Here is a 19518-nt window from a genome sequence, read left to right on the forward strand (position 1 = left end):
TTCTTTTCGCCGACAGGGTCGGCTCCAGAACTTTATTTGTTGACGTTTTGCTGTTCAGTTTTCAAGGTTCATTTGTTAGCCGCTCCGTAAGAAGCAACTCTTATATAATACCACGCTGTGTTTCTGATGTCAACAACTACTTTCAAAAAGTTTTAAGCTATTTTGAAGTGGTTAGTTACTTATCGGAAAAGCAACGTTATCTACTATAACATTCTCATTTTTTAATTGCAAGTGCTTTTCGTAAAAACTTTTCAAATAGCTTTATAGCGGCAGACTGTTTGTCCAACTAATAGAAAAGGATCGTAAACCCTCAAACACAAATGCTCCTTCTATAATAGAAGAAGCTTGTTCACAGGAAAACAGCAAATGCAATTAATGCTGCAAATCCCGGGATGCCCAATATAGCTAAAAGGAATCCTGACGCAACGTTCACAGGGAAATAAATGCCGACGAACCCGCCTGCAATATTTAATATGAAGAGCGCAAGAAATGCAAATGCCAGACGGAACCAAAATACAGATAGATTCTCTGTCAATTTTTTAATTTTGGTTTTATCCATCAATAATAGAAGTAATACAGTACCGATAATTGCAATGCCAATAATTTTCACGGAAAGCGCTCCTTTCGACTAATAGTCCAATCTATGCGCTCTCCTTAAAAATTATCACGTTATCATTATAGTTTCACACGAAGTTGCCGCTCTTTCGCTTCTTTGAAAAGATGAAAATACTTACTTTCTGCAATCTTCCTTTGAATCATAACTTCCTGATCATAATCGTTTACATACTTCTCAATTTCCTTAGCTTTTTCCCACTCTTCTTTACATCCAACTAGTAGATTAAGAAGCCGATTATCAAATTCTCTTTTCAATTTCCTATTCCGGCCAAACATATAAGGTGACCCCCTATAATTCCCTGCGTCCTTCAAGTGCTTTTGACAAGGTCACTTCATCCGCATATTCCAAATCTCCGCCAACAGGTAATCCGTGTGCGATTCTTGTTGTTGTTATGCCTGACGGTTTAACAAGTCGGGAGATATACATCGCAGTCGCTTCCCCCTCGATTGTCGGATTCGTTGCTAATATCAATTCTTCAACTTCTTCATCCTGCAGACGAGTTAATAAAGAAGGAACATTGATATCCTCCGGGCCGATACCATCCATCGGTGAAATAGCCCCATGTAAGACGTGATACAATCCTTTGTAATCTCTCATCTTCTCCATTGCTATTACATCCTTTGGATCTTGGACAACACAAATCATTGATCGATCACGTGATTGGTCTTGGCATATATGACAAGGATCTATATCGGTAATATGTCCACAGACAGTACAAAAACGTAGATTCCGTTTTGCATCCACTAACGCCTTTGCAAATTCAAGCACTGTATCTTCCTTCATATTTAATACAAAAAATGCCAGACGGCCCGCTGTTTTCGGGCCGATGCCTGGCAACTTCATAAAGCTATCAATTAGTTTCGAAATCGGTTCAGGATAATGCATATCTATTCCTCCTAGAACATTCCAGGCAGGTTCAATCCCTTCGTGAATTGCCCCATTGTGGAATTCGCTAATTCTTCCGCTTTCGCCATTGCTTCATTTGTAGCAATCACGACAAGATCTTGTAGCATTTCTACATCTTCCGGATCAACGACAGATGGATCGATGACCACTTCAAGCACTTCCTTTTGACCTGAAACGATTACTTTCACCATACCTCCGCCTGCTGTTCCTTCAAGGTGCTTTTCAGCTAACTCCTCTTGTGCTTCTGCCATTTTCTTTTGCATTTTCTGCATTTGTTTCATCATACCTTGCATATTTCCCATACCACGCATGTTATTTCCTCCTCAATTTGTTTAATCATCATGTACCGTTATGAATTCCTTGCCAAACATCTTTTCCGCTTCTGCAACAATCGGATCGGTATTTTGCTGTTCAGCTTCCTGGAAGAAAGATGGCATTTCTTCCGCCACTCCGTGTTGATTTTCAGGAGAATCTGCCGCTCCATCTTGTTGCTTTGCCAACCCATTATTTCGGATGAACTCCTCGCGAACTTTTAACCAACCGTCCTCGGGTACATACACGACATCATATGCCTTACCGGTTCGATTGCGCAAGGCATCAGATAACCCCGATCGTAGAGAAGAATTTTCCGAAGCCATAATACAATGGATTTCATACTTGAATTTTAACACAAAAGCTGTGTCAGATGCCGCCACCGGTTCAGTTTCTTCAAGAAGTGCCGAATGAGATCTTTGTAAAGTTTGCATCATTGTCGCCCATTCCTCACGAATCACTTGGATATCCTGGCGGGTAGCACCTTTAAGCACCTCATTAATTTTCCCTGTCGGTATTCTGAATGACTGCGATGATTTCGAAGCATTCTTCTTCGGTTGACTAACGGGTGCTCCCTCAGCGGGACGGACACCGTTAGCCAATTGCTGTTGAAGGTCAGCAATTATTCTTTCCAAACTGTCCACCTTTTGTGAAAGATGCGGATCAACCGCTTGGTGATTCCGGCCTTCGGTTTGAACAACCTGTCCATCCAGATGAATCATTTTCAACAATGCAGATTCAACATACACCTTTGCATGATTTGAAAACCGCATTTCCTGCTGTGTCTTTGAAAGTATATCTATAAATGAATAAAGTGTTTCCGGTTCAAATGCGTTCGATAAGGATACAAACCTTTCATTCCCCGAAATCAGCTCTAAAAGATCCTCGAGATCAGGAGCAGTTCTTAATAGAAGAAGATCCCTGAAGAAAGTAATCATATCTTCCGCCAACCTTGAAACGTCCTTACCTTCAGCGATGAGGCGATCGAGTAATGTCAATGCGGAAGCTGCGTCTTTCGAAAGAAGTGCTTCTGCCAATTGATAAAAGATGTCTTCGCCAATTGACCCTGTGACAAGTAAAGCCCCTTCAGCTGTCAGCCTATCGCCGCTAAACGATACAACCTGATCGAGCATGCTAAGTGCGTCACGCATTCCGCCCGAAGCGGCCTGAGCGATGACTTTAAGAGCTCCTTCATCAGATTCAATCTTAGCATCATTTAACACTTGCTTCATCCGGTCGATAATTTCAGCCGAAGTAATCGGTTTGAAATCGAAACGCTGGCACCGGGAAATGATGGTCAACGGAAGCTTATGCGGCTCTGTCGTTGCCAAGATGAACACCGCGTGCGGTGGTGGTTCTTCCAATGTCTTCAAGAGCGCGTTGAACGCTGAATTTGATAACATATGAACTTCATCAATGATGTAGACTTTGAAGCGTGCGTTCGCTGGAGCGAAACGAACCTTCTCGATAATGTCCCTGATTTCTTCCACCCGTGAGTTTGAAGCTGCATCGAACTCGATAACATCCGTGTTTGACCCTTCAGTAATGCTTAAACAGGTCGGACATTCGTTGCACGGTTCTTTCGCTGGTCCGTTTTCGCAATTCAGTGCTTTTGCAAAGACCTTAGCTGCACTTGTCTTGCCCGTCCCCCGCGGCCCTGAGAATAAATAGGCATGGGATGTTTTATTGTGCAACAATGCGTTTTGCAAAGTCTGTTTTACATGTCTCTGTCCTGACATTTCACTGAAAGACTGCGGTCGATACACACGGTAAAAAGCTTGATAAACCACCATTCCCCCTCCTTCCCAATCATTGCAATAATGCTTTTATTATACCATAGATGGGTTGGATAAATCCCATAGTAGACATAGAAAAAACCCGCCCAAAGATTGGACGAGTTTTGATTTGCATTGTAAATGCCGTGCACCTTCCTTCGACTGCCGCACATAAGCGTTACTCCTGTCGACAGCTCAGCCTAGGCTGCCCCGCGGCACATGAGAAATTCCACTTAATGCTGCTTCCTTCCGGACCTGACATGGTTCATGGGTTCCCATTGCGCAGGACCCAGACGTCAACACTACGTGCAAGAGGCAGACCCTACATGCGGAGACAGCCTCAGTAAAGGGATTCAGTCTTGCTAGAGCGGATTGCAAGTTACAGGGCACCGCTACCTCCCCACCTAGCACGGCTTTTTCAGTATACATGTTTTTATGGATAAAATCAACCGTCCCTTTTGAAACAAGAAGGTACAAGGTGAAGAAATTCTCATTTAATCACAGATTCCCACCCACTTCCAGATGACAGACTTCTACGAATAAACTTAATTTGAAAGAGTAACGATAAGTAGTTGACACTTTATATTGAATCATGATAAATTATGTTTTGTTGATACGGAGGAATACCCAAGCCTGGCTGAAGGGATCGGTCTTGAAAACCGACAGGGGTGTTAAAGCCCGCGGGGGTTCGAATCCCTCTTCCTCCGCCATACATTTTAATTAAGCGCATAAGTTGGAGATCTGTTACATTAAATGTAATGGATTTTTTTTATTTCCAAGAAAAAAGATGCCTCACCGAATACCGGTTAATGGGCATCTTTCTTTATATTTGATCCTGTAGGAGCTGGCTTTACTGCAATTCCTTTATAAAACGGAAATTCCTCTTCCAACTGTCTTGCGATTCTTCCTTCGGATCCTTTCTCCACTGCAATGAACAAAGATGGACCCGCCCCACTAATCGTCATCCCATACGCTCCCAATCCATGACAGAATTCACGTATTCGATCAAAGTCTTGAAGCAACGATTTGCGATATTGTTCATGGAAAACATCCTTTTCCATCATCTTACCTGCCAACTTCCAATCGCCGAGTGTCATAGCCGCCACCATAACATTGCTTGCTGCATTTCCAGCCGATGCGATCGCATGCGGCAAATCCTCCGGAAGAAGTCGCCTTGATACGGATGTTTTCAATGCACTTGGGGGAATGAGGATAACACACCCAATATTCGGCTCAGACAATTGGACGACTTCCATTTCATCGTCAATGAAATAAGCAACTGTCACCCCTCCAAGGAGAGCCGCCGCCACATTGTCCGAATGGCCTTCAATTTCGCTACCAATCCGCACCTTCTCCTCCGGCAGCAATGATAGACTGAGAAGCTCGTTTGCAATTTCAATTCCCGCTGCAATTGCAGTTGCACTACTACCGAGCCCTTTTCCAAGTGGAATTTCGGATGTGATAGTCAAGGCATATGCCCCAAGTTCTTTTCCATACATATTTGCCACATTTTTTATTGTCTGGATGATTAAATTCGTCTCGTCGGTTGGTATATCTGCATACTCTTCCTCATCATAACGGACGCTCCACTGAGCAGAACTATGTACCTCAACGGTCATATAAAGGGCGAGTGCAAGTCCTATGCTGTCATAGCCCGGCCCAAGATTTGCCGTTGTAGCGGGAACGATTACCGAAAACATCGGTTCTTCCATCAGTTCGCAGCCCCCTCCTTCAGTTCGTTCAAAAATGCATCAAACTGCTCTCTCGATAGGAATGACTTTCCTTCATTTACATGAATGGCCGTTTCCGGATCCTTCAGCCCGTTTCCTGTAAGAACCCCGACAATCGTCGTCCCTTTTTCAATCAATCCGGCATCAAGTTGTTTCTTAATGCCAGCGATTGTTGCACAGGAAGCAGGTTCTGCGAAAACGCCATCGGTTGAAGCAAGCAGGCTATACGCTTCCAAAATCTCCTCATCCGTTGCGGATAGAATATCGCCTCCCGACTCTTCAAGCGCAGCTGTTGCTAACTGCCAACTTGCCGGATTCCCGATACGGATGGCTGTTGCAACCGTTTCAGGCTCTTCAAAAACTCGATTGTAGACAATTGGTGCTGCTCCATCTGCTTGTACACCTAACAGTTTTGGAGTGCCCGTCCCTTTTTTAACGTCATACTCCTTGAACCCTTTCCAAGCAGCTGAAATATTTCCTGCATTCCCGACCGGCAGTGCGAATATATCCGGTACTCGACCTAATTGTTCAATTGTTTCAAAGGCAATCGTTTTCTGGCCTTCCAAACGGTAAGGATTCACTGAATTAACAAGTGCTATCTGCCCTTCCCCTGCTTCCCTTACCATTCGGAGCGCTTCATCGAAATTCCCTTCGATCGCCACGATTTCCGCACCATACATTTTCGCCTGTGCCAATTTGCCAAGCGCAATCCGTCCTTCCGGGATAACGACGATCGTCCGCATCCCTGCGCGTGCCCCATATGCCGCTGCAGACGCGGATGTGTTACCTGTTGACGCGCAGATTAATGCGGTTTTCCCTTCCTCTTTCGCTTTAGCGACTGCCATCACCATTCCGCGATCCTTAAAAGAGCCTGTCGGGTTCGTCCCTTCCGTTTTGACGTAAAGGTTGACTCCCCATTGTTCAGATAAATTTTTCAAGTGGATGAGCGGCGTGTTCCCCTCCTGCAAAGTGAGATTTGGAGTTTTGTCAGTTACCGGCAACCAATCCTTATATTCTTCTATTAATCCATTCCATCTTCTCATTTGTTTTCGCCCTCCACTCTGTAGTAGCTAATGACCCCATTTACTTCAGGGGTATTATGCAGTTCATTCATGATATCGAGATGTTGTTGCCGTGATATGTGGTGGGTGATCATTATCAGATCGACACCGCCGTTTTTGTCTCCTTCACGTTGAACGACGGTTGCGAGACTTGCTCCATGATTGCTGTAGATTGACGCCAGTTTCGTCAAAACGCCGACTTCATCTTTGACAGAAATACGGTGGAAGTAGCGACCGAATATTTGCGTGTCTTTTTTTACAATAAAAGGGTGTCGCGGGGCATGAAGCCTTTTTCCGTTAACACCTAACAATAGATTGCGACATGCCGCAATAATGTCTCCTGTGACCGATGTAGCTGTCGGCAAAGAACCTGCACCTGGCCCATAGAACATCGTCTCTCCGACTGTATCTCCATATACATATACGGCGTTGAATTCATTATTAACGGAAGCGAGCGGATGGGAGTTCTGGATGAATACAGGCTCTACAGAGATTTCGATTCCATTGTCGTCCTTTTTCGCAGATCCAGCCATTTTCACGGTGAAACCGAATTGCTCTGCTAACTCCAAATCACCTTTCTGAATATCCTTCATTCCCCTTACAAATACGTTCTCCAAGCGAACTTCCGTCGAAAATGCAAGAGAAGCAAGGATTGCCATTTTTCTTGCCGCGTCAATACCGTCGACATCTGCGGATGGGTCCGCTTCGGCAAATCCAAGCTCCGTCGCTTCCGACAATGCCTCTTCATATGTTTTCTTTTCATGTTTCATTTTTGTCAGGATGAAATTCGTTGTTCCATTCACAATTCCTGTCAGCGCACGAATCCGATCCGATGCCAGTCCGTCTTCAAGTGTCCGGATAAGCGGGATACCCCCTCCAACGCTTGCTTCATAGAAGAGATCACATTTATTATCATCCGCCAGTTCCAATAATTCTTGGCCGAATTGCGCCATGACATCCTTATTTGCCGTTACGACTCCTTTACCCGCGCGAAGCGCCCTTTCAATCGACTGTTTCGCTTCAATCGTCCCGCCAATCACTTCGACAATTAAATCTATCGTAGGATCTTCGATAACCTCGTCTGGATTACTCGTGAAAATGTCATAGGGCAAATCAGTATCCCTTTTCTTCGTTACATCTTTTACAAGAATTTTTTTTATTTTTACGGGAACCCCAAGCTTATGAATCAGGTCTGCCTGGTGTTTATGTAGAATCGTAGCAACACCGCTTCCGACTACCCCAAATCCCAATAAACCGATGTTGATTTCATTTTTCATGTTATCGACTCTCCCCACTCCGTGTTCTCCAGGTAAATACATTTGTATTTTATATAAAGACATTATAGAGAAATAAATCTTTAATAACAACCCTGTTTATGATAAAGTTCAATATATCATGCAATTGCTACTTCATTAAAGATTGGATTTGATGAATATGAAAGTTTGTAAATTCGGCGGTACTTCTGTTGCGACTGCCGAACAGATTAGAAAAGTCGTTGATATTGTAACTACTGACGTTGAACGAAAAATCATTGTCGTCTCTGCACCTGGAAAACGTTTTTCTGAAGATACAAAGGTGACTGATCTTCTTATCAAGTTAGCTGAGAGGGCTTTGGCGAATGAAGATACAGAGGTTGAATTGAACGAGGTTGTCAATCGTTTCCGTGAGATTGCAAATGATCTTGGTCTATCAAATAGTATTGTTGAAACAATAGAACATGATTTACAGAACCGGCTTTCACGTGACAAAGCGGACTCACTTCTATTTATGGATACGATGAAAGCAGCGGGTGAAGATAATAACGCAAAGCTGATTGCAGCTTATTTTCAAATCATCGGGGTAAATGCAAAGTACATCAATCCAAGAGAAGCTGGATTGCTTGTAAACAATCGTCCCGAACGTGTACGTGCATTGCCTCAAGGCGATGAGCGGCTCGCGAAGTTAAGGGATGCACAAGGAATAATCGTTTTTCCGGGATTTTTCGGCTTTACGGAAGACGGAACATTACGTACGTTCAATCGGGGTGGTTCGGATATTACCGGCTCTATCATTGCAGCCGCTACTGAAGCGGATTTGTATGAAAACTTCACTGACGTGGATTCGGTATTTGCAGCCAATCCGACTGTCATCGAGAACCCTGTCTCCATTGAAACGATGACGTACCGCGAAATGCGGGAGTTAGCCTATGCAGGCTTCTCTGTTTTTCATGACGAGGCACTTATTCCGGCATTCCGGAAATCAATCCCTGTGCGTATCAAAAACACAAATAATCCCGATGCACCTGGTACATTGATCGTCAAGGAACGGGACTACAATGAGCAACAGGTCATCGGAATTGCAGCGGACAGCGGATTTACAGCCATCTACGTTGATAAATATTTGATGAACCTCGAAATCGGTTTCGGCCGGAGGCTTCTACAAATCCTTGAGGAAGAGGATATTTCTTACGAGCATACACCTTCCGGAATCGATAACCTTTCCATCATCCTTCGAAGCCGTGTATTGACGAAGGAGAAGGAAGAACGGATTGTTGAGCGGATCCATAAGGAACTGGAACCGGACGCTGTCATCGTGGAACATGATTACTCAATGATTGTCCTTGTTGGTGAAGGAATGCAATATACTACCGGATTGGCAGGACGTGCCGCCACTGCAATCGCAAGAAGCGGAGCCAATATTGAAATGATCAACCAAGGGTCATCCGAGGTCAGTCTTGTTTTTGGTGTGAAGAAAAAAGATGAAGATAAAAGTTTAAAGGAATTGTATGCCGAGTTTTTCCGTAAAGTATCTGTTGAATCATAAAAAATATTAAAACAAGGGACACATTTAGTGTCCCTTGTTTCATCTTGGTACGAACATGTATGGGAATTGCTTGAAGATGCCTTCCGAAATCATATCCGCCATCATCAGTGCCTCGGCTTCAATCCGGTCGAATACCTGTACCTCTAACTCGAAGTTTCGTTGAATCATACATACCGCTTCAAACTTCGTCAAAGCCAAATGAGAATAAAGCATTTGGCGCATCGCTTCTTTATCAATGTAAGGATTGATGCTATTCAAAAACTCTGCAATTTTATCTGCATTTTGGTACCATTCCTGCTCTTTCTGCTGAGCTTTAGCGGCATCTCCGTTCGCAGCTGCTGTCACGAGATGTGCCGCAATCATTAGATGCTCCGAGATGAGATCACGATATCTGTTTGCAATTTCCTCGCCATAATACGGTTTCATTGCGTTTCCCATATCCGTCGCATTACGCAATAATCTCTCAAGTACATATTTCAAATCTGGAACTTTGAAGACAATTGCAGTAATGGCCATACGTGTCCATGTGACATGCTGCTCCCATAACAGCCGGTTTTTATTCCATAATTCCACTTGCGCTCCGCTATAACAATTCACTGGTTTAGCATAGGTCGGATACATCGAAAAATCTCCGTAAAATTGATTCACTGTACCACTCCATCACTCATACTTGGGTCAGTACATGTATATTCAATTAGAGTAGTCCTAGTGAATAAAAAAAGAACAGCCTTTTAACTGGCTGCTCTTTCCTTATTTTTTCAACATTGCCGACAAGTTCAGCATATTTCCAATCCGTTCGACAATCGTTTCCACTTCATGTGGATCTTTCATCAAATCGTATTCAGTAATATCAATACGAAGCACAGGGCAGGCATTGAATGAATCGATCCATTGCACATAACGGTGGTGAAGTTCCTCCCAATAGGATAGCGGCGTCTGTTGTTCCATTAAGCGACCTCGCTCCTCTATTCGTGCAAGAATCGTCTCTAATGGGCCATCCAGATAGACAAGCAGATCGGGATGAGGGAAGTATGGGGTCATGACCATTGCATCAAAAAGCTTTGTGTATGTATCGTAATCGACCGGGTCCATTGTCCCTTTATCTTTATGCATCTTCGCAAAAATTCCTGTATCTTCATAGATGGAACGGTCTTGGATAAAACCGCCACCATATTCGAAAATTCTTTTCTGTTCCTTGAACCTTTCAGCAAGGAAGTAGATTTGCAAATGGAAGCTCCATTTCTCGAAATCATCGTAGAAACGATCGAGATACGGATTTTCATCTACACTTTCCAGGGAAGTTCTGAAATCCAACGCTTGGGCTAAAGCATTTGTCATTGTCGATTTTCCGGCTCCAACTGTGCCTGCAATCGTGATAACCGCATTTTTCGGAATCCCGTATTTTTCTCGTAAATTCATTGTCTTACTCCTTTTCGTATCGTCTCGTCGACTTTGTCCAATATCAACTGTAAATCTCCGGCTTCATTGACAAAGTCTATTTTATCTCCATTAAAACGCAACACTGGGATTTCCGGATGGGCCGCCTCAAAGTCTGAGATGAATACTTCATAGTCATCCGATAACTGTTGTAAATATTGAGGATCAATTTTCTTCTCGAAGTCTCGTCCACGTAACGCAATCCGTTTCATGAGCGTATCGAGCGAAGCATGCAAATAAATGATTACATTCGGTACAGGCATGTCCCTCGTTAAAATATGATAAATCTCCTCGTATTTTGCATATTCATCCGCCGGAAGCGTGCGCCTTGCAAAAATGAGGTTCTTAAATATATGATAATCCGCCACTACAGGTTCCCGTTCACTTAAGAACTTCTTCTGGATATCGCTTAATTGCTTGTATCGATTACAGAGGAAGAACATTTCTGTTTGAAAACTCCATTCCTCGATATCATCATAAAACTTATTCAAAAATGGGTTTTCATCCACAATTTCGCTTAACTGATGGAACCTTTGTGCTTCAGCAATCGCTTTTGACAGCGTAGTTTTGCCGACGCCTATCGGTCCTTCTACCGTAATGAACGGAACAGACATAAATAGCTCTCCTTTGATTCGTCAATTTCTGCATTTCATTTTACCATACGGATGTGTTGAAATATAGATGTTGCCGTAAAATGGCAAGGTGCATTATAGGATGGTACACTAATGTGCAAGGAGCGATGGACGATGGATGTATTTGAAATGGACCGCAGTTTTATGCGGATAGCGATAGAAGAGGCAAGAAAAGCCGAGGCAATTGGCGAGGTTCCGATTGGCGCAGTCATTGTAAAAGACGGTGAAGTGATTGCTCGTGCCCATAATTTACGAGAAACAACGCAAAACGCCGTAACTCATGCCGAACTTTCTGCTATCCAGGATGCATGCAAAGAAGTCGGCAGTTGGCGGCTGGAAGAGACTACTTTATATGTCACACTCGAACCATGCCCGATGTGTGCCGGTGCAATATTACAATCAAGGATTCCGCGTGTTGTCTACGGAGCACGTGATCCGAAAGGCGGCTGTGTCGATTCGCTCTATCGCCTGCTAAATGACCCGCGTTTCAATCATGAATGTGAAGTTGCGGAAGGCGTGTTGACTGAGGAATGCGGAAATATGCTATCAAGCTTTTTCCGGTCGTTGCGTGAAAAGAAAAAAGAGCAGAAAAAGGCGATGCGGGAAATGAATTGACTCCCGCATCGCTGTTTTTTATCGAATGATTTCTTTGCCGCCCATATATGGACGTAATACTTCTGGAATCACAACAGATCCATCTTCCTGTTGGAAGTTTTCAAGGATAGCTGCCACTGTACGTCCGACTGCAAGTCCGCTTCCGTTCAATGTATGAACGAATTCCGGTTTAGCACCTTGCTCGCGGCGGAAACGGATTCCTGCGCGTCTTGCTTGGAAATCTTCGAAGTTTGAGCAAGAAGAAATCTCACGGTATGTGTCCTGTGTCGGAATCCATACTTCAAGGTCGTATTTCTTCGCTGCCGTAAATCCAAGGTCAGCCGTGCACATCTTCAGAACACGGTATGGCAAACCTAACAACCGCAACACTTTTTCAGCATGCCCCGTTAGTTTTTCCAACTCATCATAAGACTCTTCCGGCTTCACAAAGCGGACGAGTTCAACTTTATTGAACTGATGCTGGCGAATCAATCCACGAGTATCACGACCAGCAGACCCCGCCTCTGAACGGAAGTTTGTGCTGTATGCCGTAAACGCAACCGGCAATTGAGCACCATCAAGGATTTCATCACGATAATAGTTCGTCACAGGCACTTCAGAAGTTGGGATTAAGAAGTAATCCTCTTCCTCCACTAAGAACGCATCCTCTTCGAATTTCGGCAATTGTCCAGTGCCCGTCAAGCTTGTACGATTCACCAAATACGGAGGTAGCATTTCTTCATAGCCATGCTCTTCTGAATGTAAATCCAGCATGAAGCTGATCAATGCACGTTCCAGTCGTGCACCAAGGCCACGGTAGAATACAAAGCGGCTTCCTGTTACTTTCGCTGCCCGCTCAAAATCCAGCAAGTTCAAGTCCGTTCCGATTTCCCAATGCGGCTTCGGTTCGAAAGCGAATTCAGGCTTCTCCCCCCAAGTACGGACTTCAACGTTATCATCTTCGCTGTCGCCAACTGGAACGGATTCATGCGGTATGTTTGGAATTCGCATAATGACATAATTCAGGTCTTCTTCCACTTGATGAAGTTGCTCGTCAAGTGTCTTAATCTCATCGCCTACTTCACGCATACGAGCGATGGTATCATCCGCATTCTCCTTATTGCGCTTCATTTCAGCAACTTTTTGCGAAACTTCATTACGCTCCGCTTTAAGCACTTCCACCTTCGCTATCAATTCTCTCCGCTTTTCATCAAGACCGACGAATTTATCCAACTCCGACAAATCTTCACCGCGCTTCGCAAGCCTTTCTTTCACTTCATCGAAATTCGCACGTAATAATTTAATATCTAACATTGCCGATTCCTCCTCTAATGTAGTTTGACGATGATTTTTGAACACAAAAAAAGCCCTCTATCCCCTATACAAGGGACGAGAACTACCCGCGTTGCCACCCAAATTGACCAGCAAAATGCTGATCCACTCTTTGAAATAACGGTTCAATGTCCGGTTAGGCCTACTTGACGTTCAACCTAACTACTCAGGGACGGATTCACAAGTGTCTTTACCGGCTCGCACCACCCGCCGGCTCTCTTTGAAAAACGTACTTGCTACTGCTTCCCATCATCGTCTTTTATTTGAAATTAACATCACTTTACTACATGACGCCTCTTTTGGCAAGGGTCATGGAACTATATTATTCAGCATATCCGCAATTGCGATGAAATATTCTGTTTCATGTGGAACATAATCGGTTAACTATTTTCACCGAAAAGCATTGATTATATTAATAATAAGATTCAATGTTGACAATATGACAACAACGGCAGAGAGTATTTTTATAATTAAGATTGCCTCACGTGAAAATTCAGGCTCTTGATCATACTGCCAACGAGATCGGAGCATCGTTTCCTCTGGAGCAAAAAACGTCAATACACTAAGAGGAACAAATAAAATGAACAAAAATATTGCCTCAGCCATCTGAACCACCTCCAATTTCATTCCAAAAACGCATAAAAGTCAGCACTTACGCATAAACCTTCAGAAAAGCTTATAAATCAATGTAGATACGCATAAATCATTGGAAAACCTCATAAATCCTTCAATACACGCATAACGCCCTGCTCCCGCCTCTATCTTTCGACTATTCACTTTCCTTTTTATACGATTACCAAAGAATAAAGATTCGAAAAATCCTTTCCCCTCTCCATTTTCTCACGTATACTTGAAAATGACCTTATCAATATACTAATTCTTCGCCTAATCAACATGGTCAGAGGGAGTTAAATCAAATGGAAATGCTTTTAATTGAACTAAATAAAGAAAATGAAACACCGTTATATGAACAAATCTACCAGCAAATTCGTGATGACATCACCGATGGGAAACTTGCCGTCGGTGATAAGCTCCCTTCTAAACGAAAGCTTGGTGAATTTCTTGATATCAGTCAGACGACAATCGAACTTGCTTATGGGCAACTTGTCGCTGAAGGGTTCATTACATCGAAACCGCGAAAAGGATATTTCGTGCAAGAAATTGGTGAATTGGCGTACGTTCAGCCAGTCGGGGCATTAAGTACCCCTACCAATCAAAAACGGAAAGAGTTAGAAATCGAATTTTCCCCCGGTAAAATTGATACGGAGTTTTTCCCTTTCAAGCAATGGCGTAAATATGCGAAAGACGTCATCGATGAATCTTCAAGGCATCTACTATTATTGGGGCACCCGCATGGCGACCCCGAGCTGCGCCAGGAAATTGCGAAGTATTTGTATCACTCGCGCGGGGTTGATTGCTCAGCGGATCAGATTATCGTCGGATCTGGTACCGAACAGCTTATGCCTTTGCTCATCCGGCTTCTTGGACCAGAAGCTAAATATGCCATCGAGGATCCCGGTTATCCACTTACTCATCACGTGTTTTTCCATAATAACCGTGAAGCAATTCCAATTACGGTCGATGACGAAGGAATGGACGTTCAGGCACTTTCACAATCAGACGCGACCGTCGCTTACGTAACCCCTTCCCACCAGTTCCCGACCGGTACAGTGCTTTCTGCAGGACGTAGGACGGCATTATTAAATTGGGCAGCTTCAAATGAGAGCAACTTCATTATTGAAGATGACTATGATAGCGAATTCCGCTATACGGGGCGTCCCATTCCGTCACTCCAAGGGATGGACAAGGCCGGGAATGTCATTTATTTAAGTACATTTTCTAAATCACTCATGCCGTCACTGAGGATTGCCTATATGGTGTTACCACCCATACTACTTAAGAAATACGAAAAGGCGTTTATCCATTATTCCTCAACCGTACCAAGGTTTGACCAGCATACGCTTGCACGCTTCATGGCGGATGGGCATTTTTCAAGACATCTCAACAGGATGCGGAAAGTGTATAAACGTAAACTACAGCTTTTAACGGATTCATTGCAAGCCTATGCACCCCATATTTCATACTCAGGTGACGAGGCGGGCATGCATATCCTCATAAACGTCCATACCGATGACGATGAAGTGACGTTAACGCAACGTGCATCGGACGAAGGGATTCGTGTATTTGGATTGAATGAATACAGGAAAGTTTTAGGACATCTGCACCCTTCCTTTTTGATTGGATTTGGTGGGCTATCGGACGCCCAAATTCCAGAATCAATTGATAAGTTAATGAAGGCTTGGGGGATCGATAGAAATCAAAAAAGGTAATGGATCCAATTACGGATCCATTACCTTTTAAATTATTTAAATAGACCTTTTACAAATCCAGTTGCACCGTTCCACATGCCGACGAAGAAATCACCAATTCCACTCATCATTAATGAGAACCAACCGGCTTTCTCGACATCCGTTGTAACGACGACATCCATCCCAAGATCCTTCGAATCGATAAACCCGTAATCCTCGCCTTCTTTCTTGACGACTTTCACGTGACCGACAACCGTTCCTTTTTTAATCGGGGCTTCAAGCTGACCATCTTTCAATATGGATTCGTCTAAAACAAGTTGTGGTTCGTAAAGATCTTTTTCATTCGATTTGATCATCGCACGGATTGGATCTTTCACTTCGATGGAAACAGTTTTCTCTTTTCCTTTTAGGACATTCAACGTCTTCTGCTCTTCGAATTGATAACCAGCCGGAAGAAGTTCTTCTTCTGAAAACTGGCTGAAGCCGTAATCAAACAAAGCGCGTGTTGCGTCAAATCTTGCCTTGTATGAACCTACTCCATTAGCATCCACTGCTTTCATAACAACAGCGATGAGGCGCTTACCGCCTCGTTTCGCAGTTCCTGTGAAGCAATGACCCGCGAAATCCGTAGTACCTGTCTTTAAACCATCAACGCCTTCGTATTCATAAACGAACCCTGGTAGCATGAAGTTCCAGTTGTCCATCTTGATGGCGTCCGTTGTACCTTCACGGAAAACTTTTGAATTGATCTTTGTTGTTTCCAGAACTTCCGGATAGTCATGCATCAAGTGGTACGCAAGACGTGCAACCGACTTAGCTGGCATGACGTTTTCATCCTTAGCACCAGTCCCTTGAGGGTGCATGCCTTGTAAATATTCATTGTTCAATCCAGTTGAGTTGACGAATTTATAATCGACCAAACCAAGTTCCTTCGCCTTTGCATTCATCAATTTCAAGAACTCTGTTTCCGTTCCCGCAATTGTTTCAGCAATTGCAATTGTAGCGGCATTCGCCGAATAAATTGCCAGTGCCTCATATAGCTCACGAATTGTATATGTCCCATCCCTACGTAACGGGACGTTGCTTAAACGCCTGTCCTGCGAAATTGCATATGTGTAGTCATTGACCTTATATTCTTGGTCCCAATTGATTTTACCCTCATGAATTGCTTCAAATAAGAGATATTCAGTCATCATTTTTGACATACTTGCAATGCCGAGCGGTTTATCTGCATTCTCTTCGTATAAAATCTTGCCACTGTCCGCGTCAATTAATATGGCACCATCCACATGAATGCCAAGTCTTGTTTCTGCTTGTACTTGAGTAGTACCGAACGTTGCCATAAATACAAATGGAATGATCAGTAACGCTACCCATTTTCTCATTTCCCGTTTCACCAAACTACCTCCGTCATTGCAATTTTCCACTTTATATTTTATCACATCATGAACGAGATTAGGGGATTCTAATCAAAAAGCACCTTTCCGCTCATATAAGGACGATCGGAAAGGTGCTGAAGTTTCAAATTTGTACTTCCAATTTTATCAAGAAATGGAGTAGTTAGGAGCTTCCTTTGTGATATGCACTTGGTGCGGATGGCTTTCGCGAAGACCAGCGCCTGTCATACGGATGAATTGAGCTTCCTCACGTAATGCTTGTAAATCTTTCGATCCACAATAGCCCATACCCGCCCGGATACCACCAACAAGTTGATGGATAGTATCGGAAAGAGGACCTTTATAAGGCATACGACCTTCAATTCCTTCAGGGACAAGCTTTTTCGCATCCTCTTGGAAATAGCGGTCTTTTGAACCGTGTTCCATTGCACCAACTGAACCCATACCACGGTAAACCTTAAAACGTCTACCTTGGAAGATTTCCGTTTCTCCTGGGCTTTCAGTTGTACCAGCAAGCAGGCTACCAAGCATGACAACATGTCCACCAGCCGCCAAAGCCTTTACGATATCGCCGGAGTATTTAATACCTCCATCCGCAATAATCGTTTTCCCTTGCTTTCGAGCTTCAGTTGCACAATCGTAAACTGCTGTGATTTGAGGAACTCCCACGCCGGCTACTACTCGTGTTGTACAGATAGAACCAGGGCCGATTCCTACCTTAACCACATCTGCTCCCGCTTCATACAATGCAGCAGTTGCTTCAGCAGTTGCGACGTTTCCAGCGATGATGTCAAGATTCGGATATTCTTCTCTAATTTGTGCAACCGTATCTATAACACCTTTTGAATGGCCATGTGCTGTGTCAATGACGATTACATCAACCTCGGCAGCAACGAGCTTTTGTACTCGCACCATCGTATCGGATGTAACACCGACCGCTGCACCTACAAGTAGACGGCCTTGATTGTCCTTCGCCGCATTTGGGAATTCAATGACTTTCTCGATATCTTTAATTGTGATAAGGCCTTTTAAGATGCCGTTTTCATCTACAATCGGGAGTTTTTCAATCTTATACTTTTGTAGGATTTTCTCTGCATCTTCTAGTGTTGTTCCAACTGGCGCTGTCACTAAATTTTCTTTTGTCATTACATCATTAATGATCATCGAATAGTCTTGGATGAACCGTAAATCACGATTTGTCAAAATACCTACAAGTTTTTGCTCATCCATGTTGTTTACAATCGGAACACCTGAAATACGATATTTACCCATCAAATGCTCTGCGTCGAATACTTGATGTTCGGGAGTGAGGAAGAAAGGATTTGTGATAACACCATTTTCAGAACGCTTTACCGTCACAACCTGCTCAGCTTGTTCCTCAATACTCATATTCTTATGAATAACTCCAAGACCACCTTGACGTGCCATCGCAATTGCCATTTTCGACTCAGTTACCGTATCCATACCTGCACTGATAATTGGTATATTCAACGTAATTTTTTCCGTCAAATTAACGGACATAGACACGTCCTTCGGTAAAACCTCTGAAGCACCTGGAACAAGTAGCACATCGTCAAAGGTCAAGCCTTCGCGCGTAAATTTAGATTCCCACATTTTCGTTTCCTCCTCAAAATCGTTATCTGCAAGTGAATATTATTAAAAGGTTATCAGCGCCGATAATTCATGTCAAGGTTGCAAGAATAAGAAAAAGAATTCCTATTATTCACTGAATAATTTTATCAATTGAAGATCTCATTTTCTCAGGTGAAGTTTGGGGAGCAAACCGTTCCACTACATTTCCTTTGCGGTCGATTAAGAACTTTGTGAAGTTCCATTTAATCCCTTCCGTTAACAATCCCTTCTTTTGGCTTGCAAGAAATGAAAATAAAGGAGATGCCTGGTCGCCTTTTACGTCTACTTTTTGATACATCGGAAACGTCACACCGTAGTTCCTTTCACAGAAGGATAACGTCTCATTCATCGAGTCAAACTCTTGATTATTGAAGTTATCTGATGGGAAGCCCAGAACTACAAGTCCCTGTTCATGGTAATCTTCGTATAGTTGCTGCAGCTCTTTGAATTGATCTGTAAAACCGCATTTGCTTGCTGTGTTTACTACGATTATCACATTGCCCTCATAGTCCTGCATTGACTGTTTTGTTCCATCCGGTTTATCAATGGAAAAATCGTAGATTGAAGTCATGCTCATCATCGCCTCTCTCCTTCCTTATTAATCAACATTAATTCAAGTTCGTTGGTATTGCAAAGACAGAGGGTAACCCTATTTATTTATTTATTTATTTATTTATGGGAGTTGGTTCTTGAGCGTGGGAGCGGGCTTCTTGGGCGCAGGGCGAGATTCTTGAGCGCTGAAGACAGATTGTTGAGCGCGGGGGGAATTTCTTGAGCGCAGAGGGCAGTTTCTTGAGCACAGGCAGAACTTCTTGAGCGCAGAGGGCAGTTTCTTGAGCACAGGCAGAACTTCTTGAGCGCAGAGGGCAGAAACTTGAGCGGTGGAATACCCTTTGTAAACCACTAATTTAAACACAAAAAAACCATCCCCACAGGGATGGCCTTTGCCCGGCGACGTCCTACTCTCACAGGGGGAAGCCCCC

Annotated in this window: 19 protein-coding genes, 1 tRNA gene, 1 other RNA gene and 1 other annotated feature; of the genes, 4 read left to right on the forward strand and 17 right to left on the reverse strand. The window is 43.5% G+C overall.

Features of this window, described 5'->3' with window-relative positions:
* Positions 1-349: 349 nt before the first annotated feature.
* From P5G49_RS17175 to ffs, 6 genes are all read right to left on the reverse strand, one after another.
* Positions 350-610, reverse strand: a complete 261-nt coding sequence (locus P5G49_RS17175) for a pro-sigmaK processing inhibitor BofA family protein (RefSeq protein ID WP_301245841.1) — start codon at positions 608-610, stop codon at positions 350-352.
* Between the two features lie 65 nt (positions 611-675).
* Positions 676-891 (reverse strand): YaaL family protein, encoded by a 216-nt coding sequence (locus P5G49_RS17180; RefSeq protein WP_301245843.1) that lies wholly within the window; start codon positions 889-891, stop codon positions 676-678.
* A 13-nt stretch (positions 892-904) separates the two neighbouring features.
* Positions 905-1501, reverse strand: a complete 597-nt coding sequence (gene recR / locus P5G49_RS17185) for a recombination mediator RecR (protein ID WP_301245845.1) — start codon at positions 1499-1501, stop codon at positions 905-907.
* A gap of 11 nt (positions 1502-1512) precedes the next feature.
* Positions 1513-1833, reverse strand: a complete 321-nt coding sequence (locus P5G49_RS17190; protein WP_301245847.1) for a YbaB/EbfC family nucleoid-associated protein — start codon at positions 1831-1833, stop codon at positions 1513-1515.
* A 21-nt stretch (positions 1834-1854) separates the two neighbouring features.
* Complete coding sequence (gene dnaX / locus P5G49_RS17195; protein ID WP_301245849.1) at positions 1855-3624, reverse strand: DNA polymerase III subunit gamma/tau; 1770 nt, start codon at positions 3622-3624, stop codon at positions 1855-1857.
* A gap of 129 nt (positions 3625-3753) precedes the next feature.
* An RNA gene (gene ffs, locus P5G49_RS17200) (signal recognition particle sRNA large type) lies at positions 3754-4022 on the reverse strand.
* Between the two features lie 204 nt (positions 4023-4226).
* Between ffs and P5G49_RS17205 the strand changes: the two genes are divergently transcribed.
* Positions 4227-4319 (forward strand) — tRNA-Ser (locus P5G49_RS17205).
* 96 nt (positions 4320-4415) lie between these two features.
* On the opposite strand, the gene thrB is transcribed toward P5G49_RS17205, so the two are convergent.
* From thrB to P5G49_RS17220, 3 genes are read right to left on the reverse strand one after another with little or no spacing between them, the layout of a single operon-like run.
* A complete protein-coding gene (gene thrB / locus P5G49_RS17210; protein ID WP_301245851.1) occupies positions 4416-5321 on the reverse strand; it encodes a homoserine kinase in 906 nt (301 codons plus the stop codon).
* Positions 5321-6382, reverse strand: coding sequence for a threonine synthase (gene thrC, locus P5G49_RS17215; RefSeq protein WP_301245853.1), 1062 nt, complete (start codon positions 6380-6382; stop codon positions 5321-5323). The genes thrB and thrC overlap by 1 nt, the downstream gene beginning before the upstream one ends.
* Positions 6379-7677 (reverse strand): homoserine dehydrogenase, encoded by a 1299-nt coding sequence (locus P5G49_RS17220; RefSeq protein ID WP_301245855.1) that lies wholly within the window; start codon positions 7675-7677, stop codon positions 6379-6381. Before P5G49_RS17220 ends, thrC begins: the two co-directional genes overlap by 4 nt.
* Positions 7678-7834: 157 nt before the next feature.
* On the opposite strand from P5G49_RS17220, the gene P5G49_RS17225 reads away from it, so the two are divergent.
* Positions 7835-9202, forward strand: coding sequence for an aspartate kinase (locus P5G49_RS17225; protein ID WP_301245870.1), 1368 nt, complete (start codon positions 7835-7837; stop codon positions 9200-9202).
* 39 nt (positions 9203-9241) lie between these two features.
* Here P5G49_RS17225 and P5G49_RS17230 read toward each other — a convergent pair whose 3' ends face one another.
* From P5G49_RS17230 to P5G49_RS17240, 3 genes are all read right to left on the reverse strand, one after another.
* Positions 9242-9850 (reverse strand): hypothetical protein, encoded by a 609-nt coding sequence (locus P5G49_RS17230; RefSeq protein WP_301245857.1) that lies wholly within the window; start codon positions 9848-9850, stop codon positions 9242-9244.
* A gap of 102 nt (positions 9851-9952) precedes the next feature.
* Positions 9953-10621: a deoxynucleoside kinase gene (locus tag P5G49_RS17235; RefSeq protein ID WP_301245859.1), complete on the reverse strand. Its 669-nt coding sequence runs from the start codon at positions 10619-10621 to the stop codon at positions 9953-9955.
* Positions 10618-11253, reverse strand: coding sequence for a deoxynucleoside kinase (locus P5G49_RS17240; RefSeq protein ID WP_301245860.1), 636 nt, complete (start codon positions 11251-11253; stop codon positions 10618-10620). Before P5G49_RS17240 ends, P5G49_RS17235 begins: the two co-directional genes overlap by 4 nt.
* A gap of 132 nt (positions 11254-11385) precedes the next feature.
* Here P5G49_RS17240 and tadA point away from each other — a divergent pair, with 132 nt between their 5' ends.
* Positions 11386-11886, forward strand: a complete 501-nt coding sequence (gene tadA, locus P5G49_RS17245; RefSeq protein ID WP_301245861.1) for a tRNA adenosine(34) deaminase TadA — start codon at positions 11386-11388, stop codon at positions 11884-11886.
* An 18-nt stretch (positions 11887-11904) separates the two neighbouring features.
* Here the strand turns inward: tadA and serS are convergent, their stop codons facing one another.
* Positions 11905-13179 (reverse strand): serine--tRNA ligase, encoded by a 1275-nt coding sequence (gene serS / locus P5G49_RS17250; RefSeq protein ID WP_301245862.1) that lies wholly within the window; start codon positions 13177-13179, stop codon positions 11905-11907.
* Between the two features lie 68 nt (positions 13180-13247).
* Positions 13248-13459: a binding site (T-box leader), on the reverse strand.
* Positions 13460-13587: 128 nt separating this feature from the next.
* Positions 13588-13803, reverse strand: coding sequence for a DUF6199 family natural product biosynthesis protein (locus P5G49_RS17255; protein WP_301245864.1), 216 nt, complete (start codon positions 13801-13803; stop codon positions 13588-13590).
* A 311-nt stretch (positions 13804-14114) separates the two neighbouring features.
* On the opposite strand from P5G49_RS17255, the gene pdxR reads away from it, so the two are divergent.
* Positions 14115-15527 carry a MocR-like pyridoxine biosynthesis transcription factor PdxR gene (gene pdxR / locus P5G49_RS17260; protein WP_301245865.1) on the forward strand — a complete coding sequence of 471 codons (1413 nt, stop codon included), beginning with the start codon at positions 14115-14117 and terminating at the stop codon, positions 15525-15527.
* Positions 15528-15559: 32 nt separating this feature from the next.
* Here the strand turns inward: pdxR and P5G49_RS17265 are convergent, their stop codons facing one another.
* From P5G49_RS17265 to P5G49_RS17275, 3 genes are all read right to left on the reverse strand, one after another.
* Complete coding sequence (locus tag P5G49_RS17265) at positions 15560-16903, reverse strand: serine hydrolase (protein ID WP_301245866.1); 1344 nt, start codon at positions 16901-16903, stop codon at positions 15560-15562.
* Positions 16904-17050: 147 nt separating this feature from the next.
* The gene (guaB, locus tag P5G49_RS17270) at positions 17051-18517 is read right to left on the reverse strand and encodes an IMP dehydrogenase (RefSeq protein WP_301245868.1); all 1467 of its coding nucleotides are present in this window, start codon (positions 18515-18517) and stop codon (positions 17051-17053) included.
* Positions 18518-18626: 109 nt separating this feature from the next.
* Positions 18627-19106 carry a glutathione peroxidase gene (locus P5G49_RS17275; RefSeq protein WP_301245872.1) on the reverse strand — a complete coding sequence of 160 codons (480 nt, stop codon included), beginning with the start codon at positions 19104-19106 and terminating at the stop codon, positions 18627-18629.
* Between the last annotated feature and the right edge of the window lie 412 nt (positions 19107-19518).

It is taken from the genome of Sporosarcina highlanderae (assembly GCF_030433715.1).
Classification (GTDB): Bacteria; Bacillota; Bacilli; order Bacillales_A; family Planococcaceae; genus Sporosarcina; species Sporosarcina highlanderae.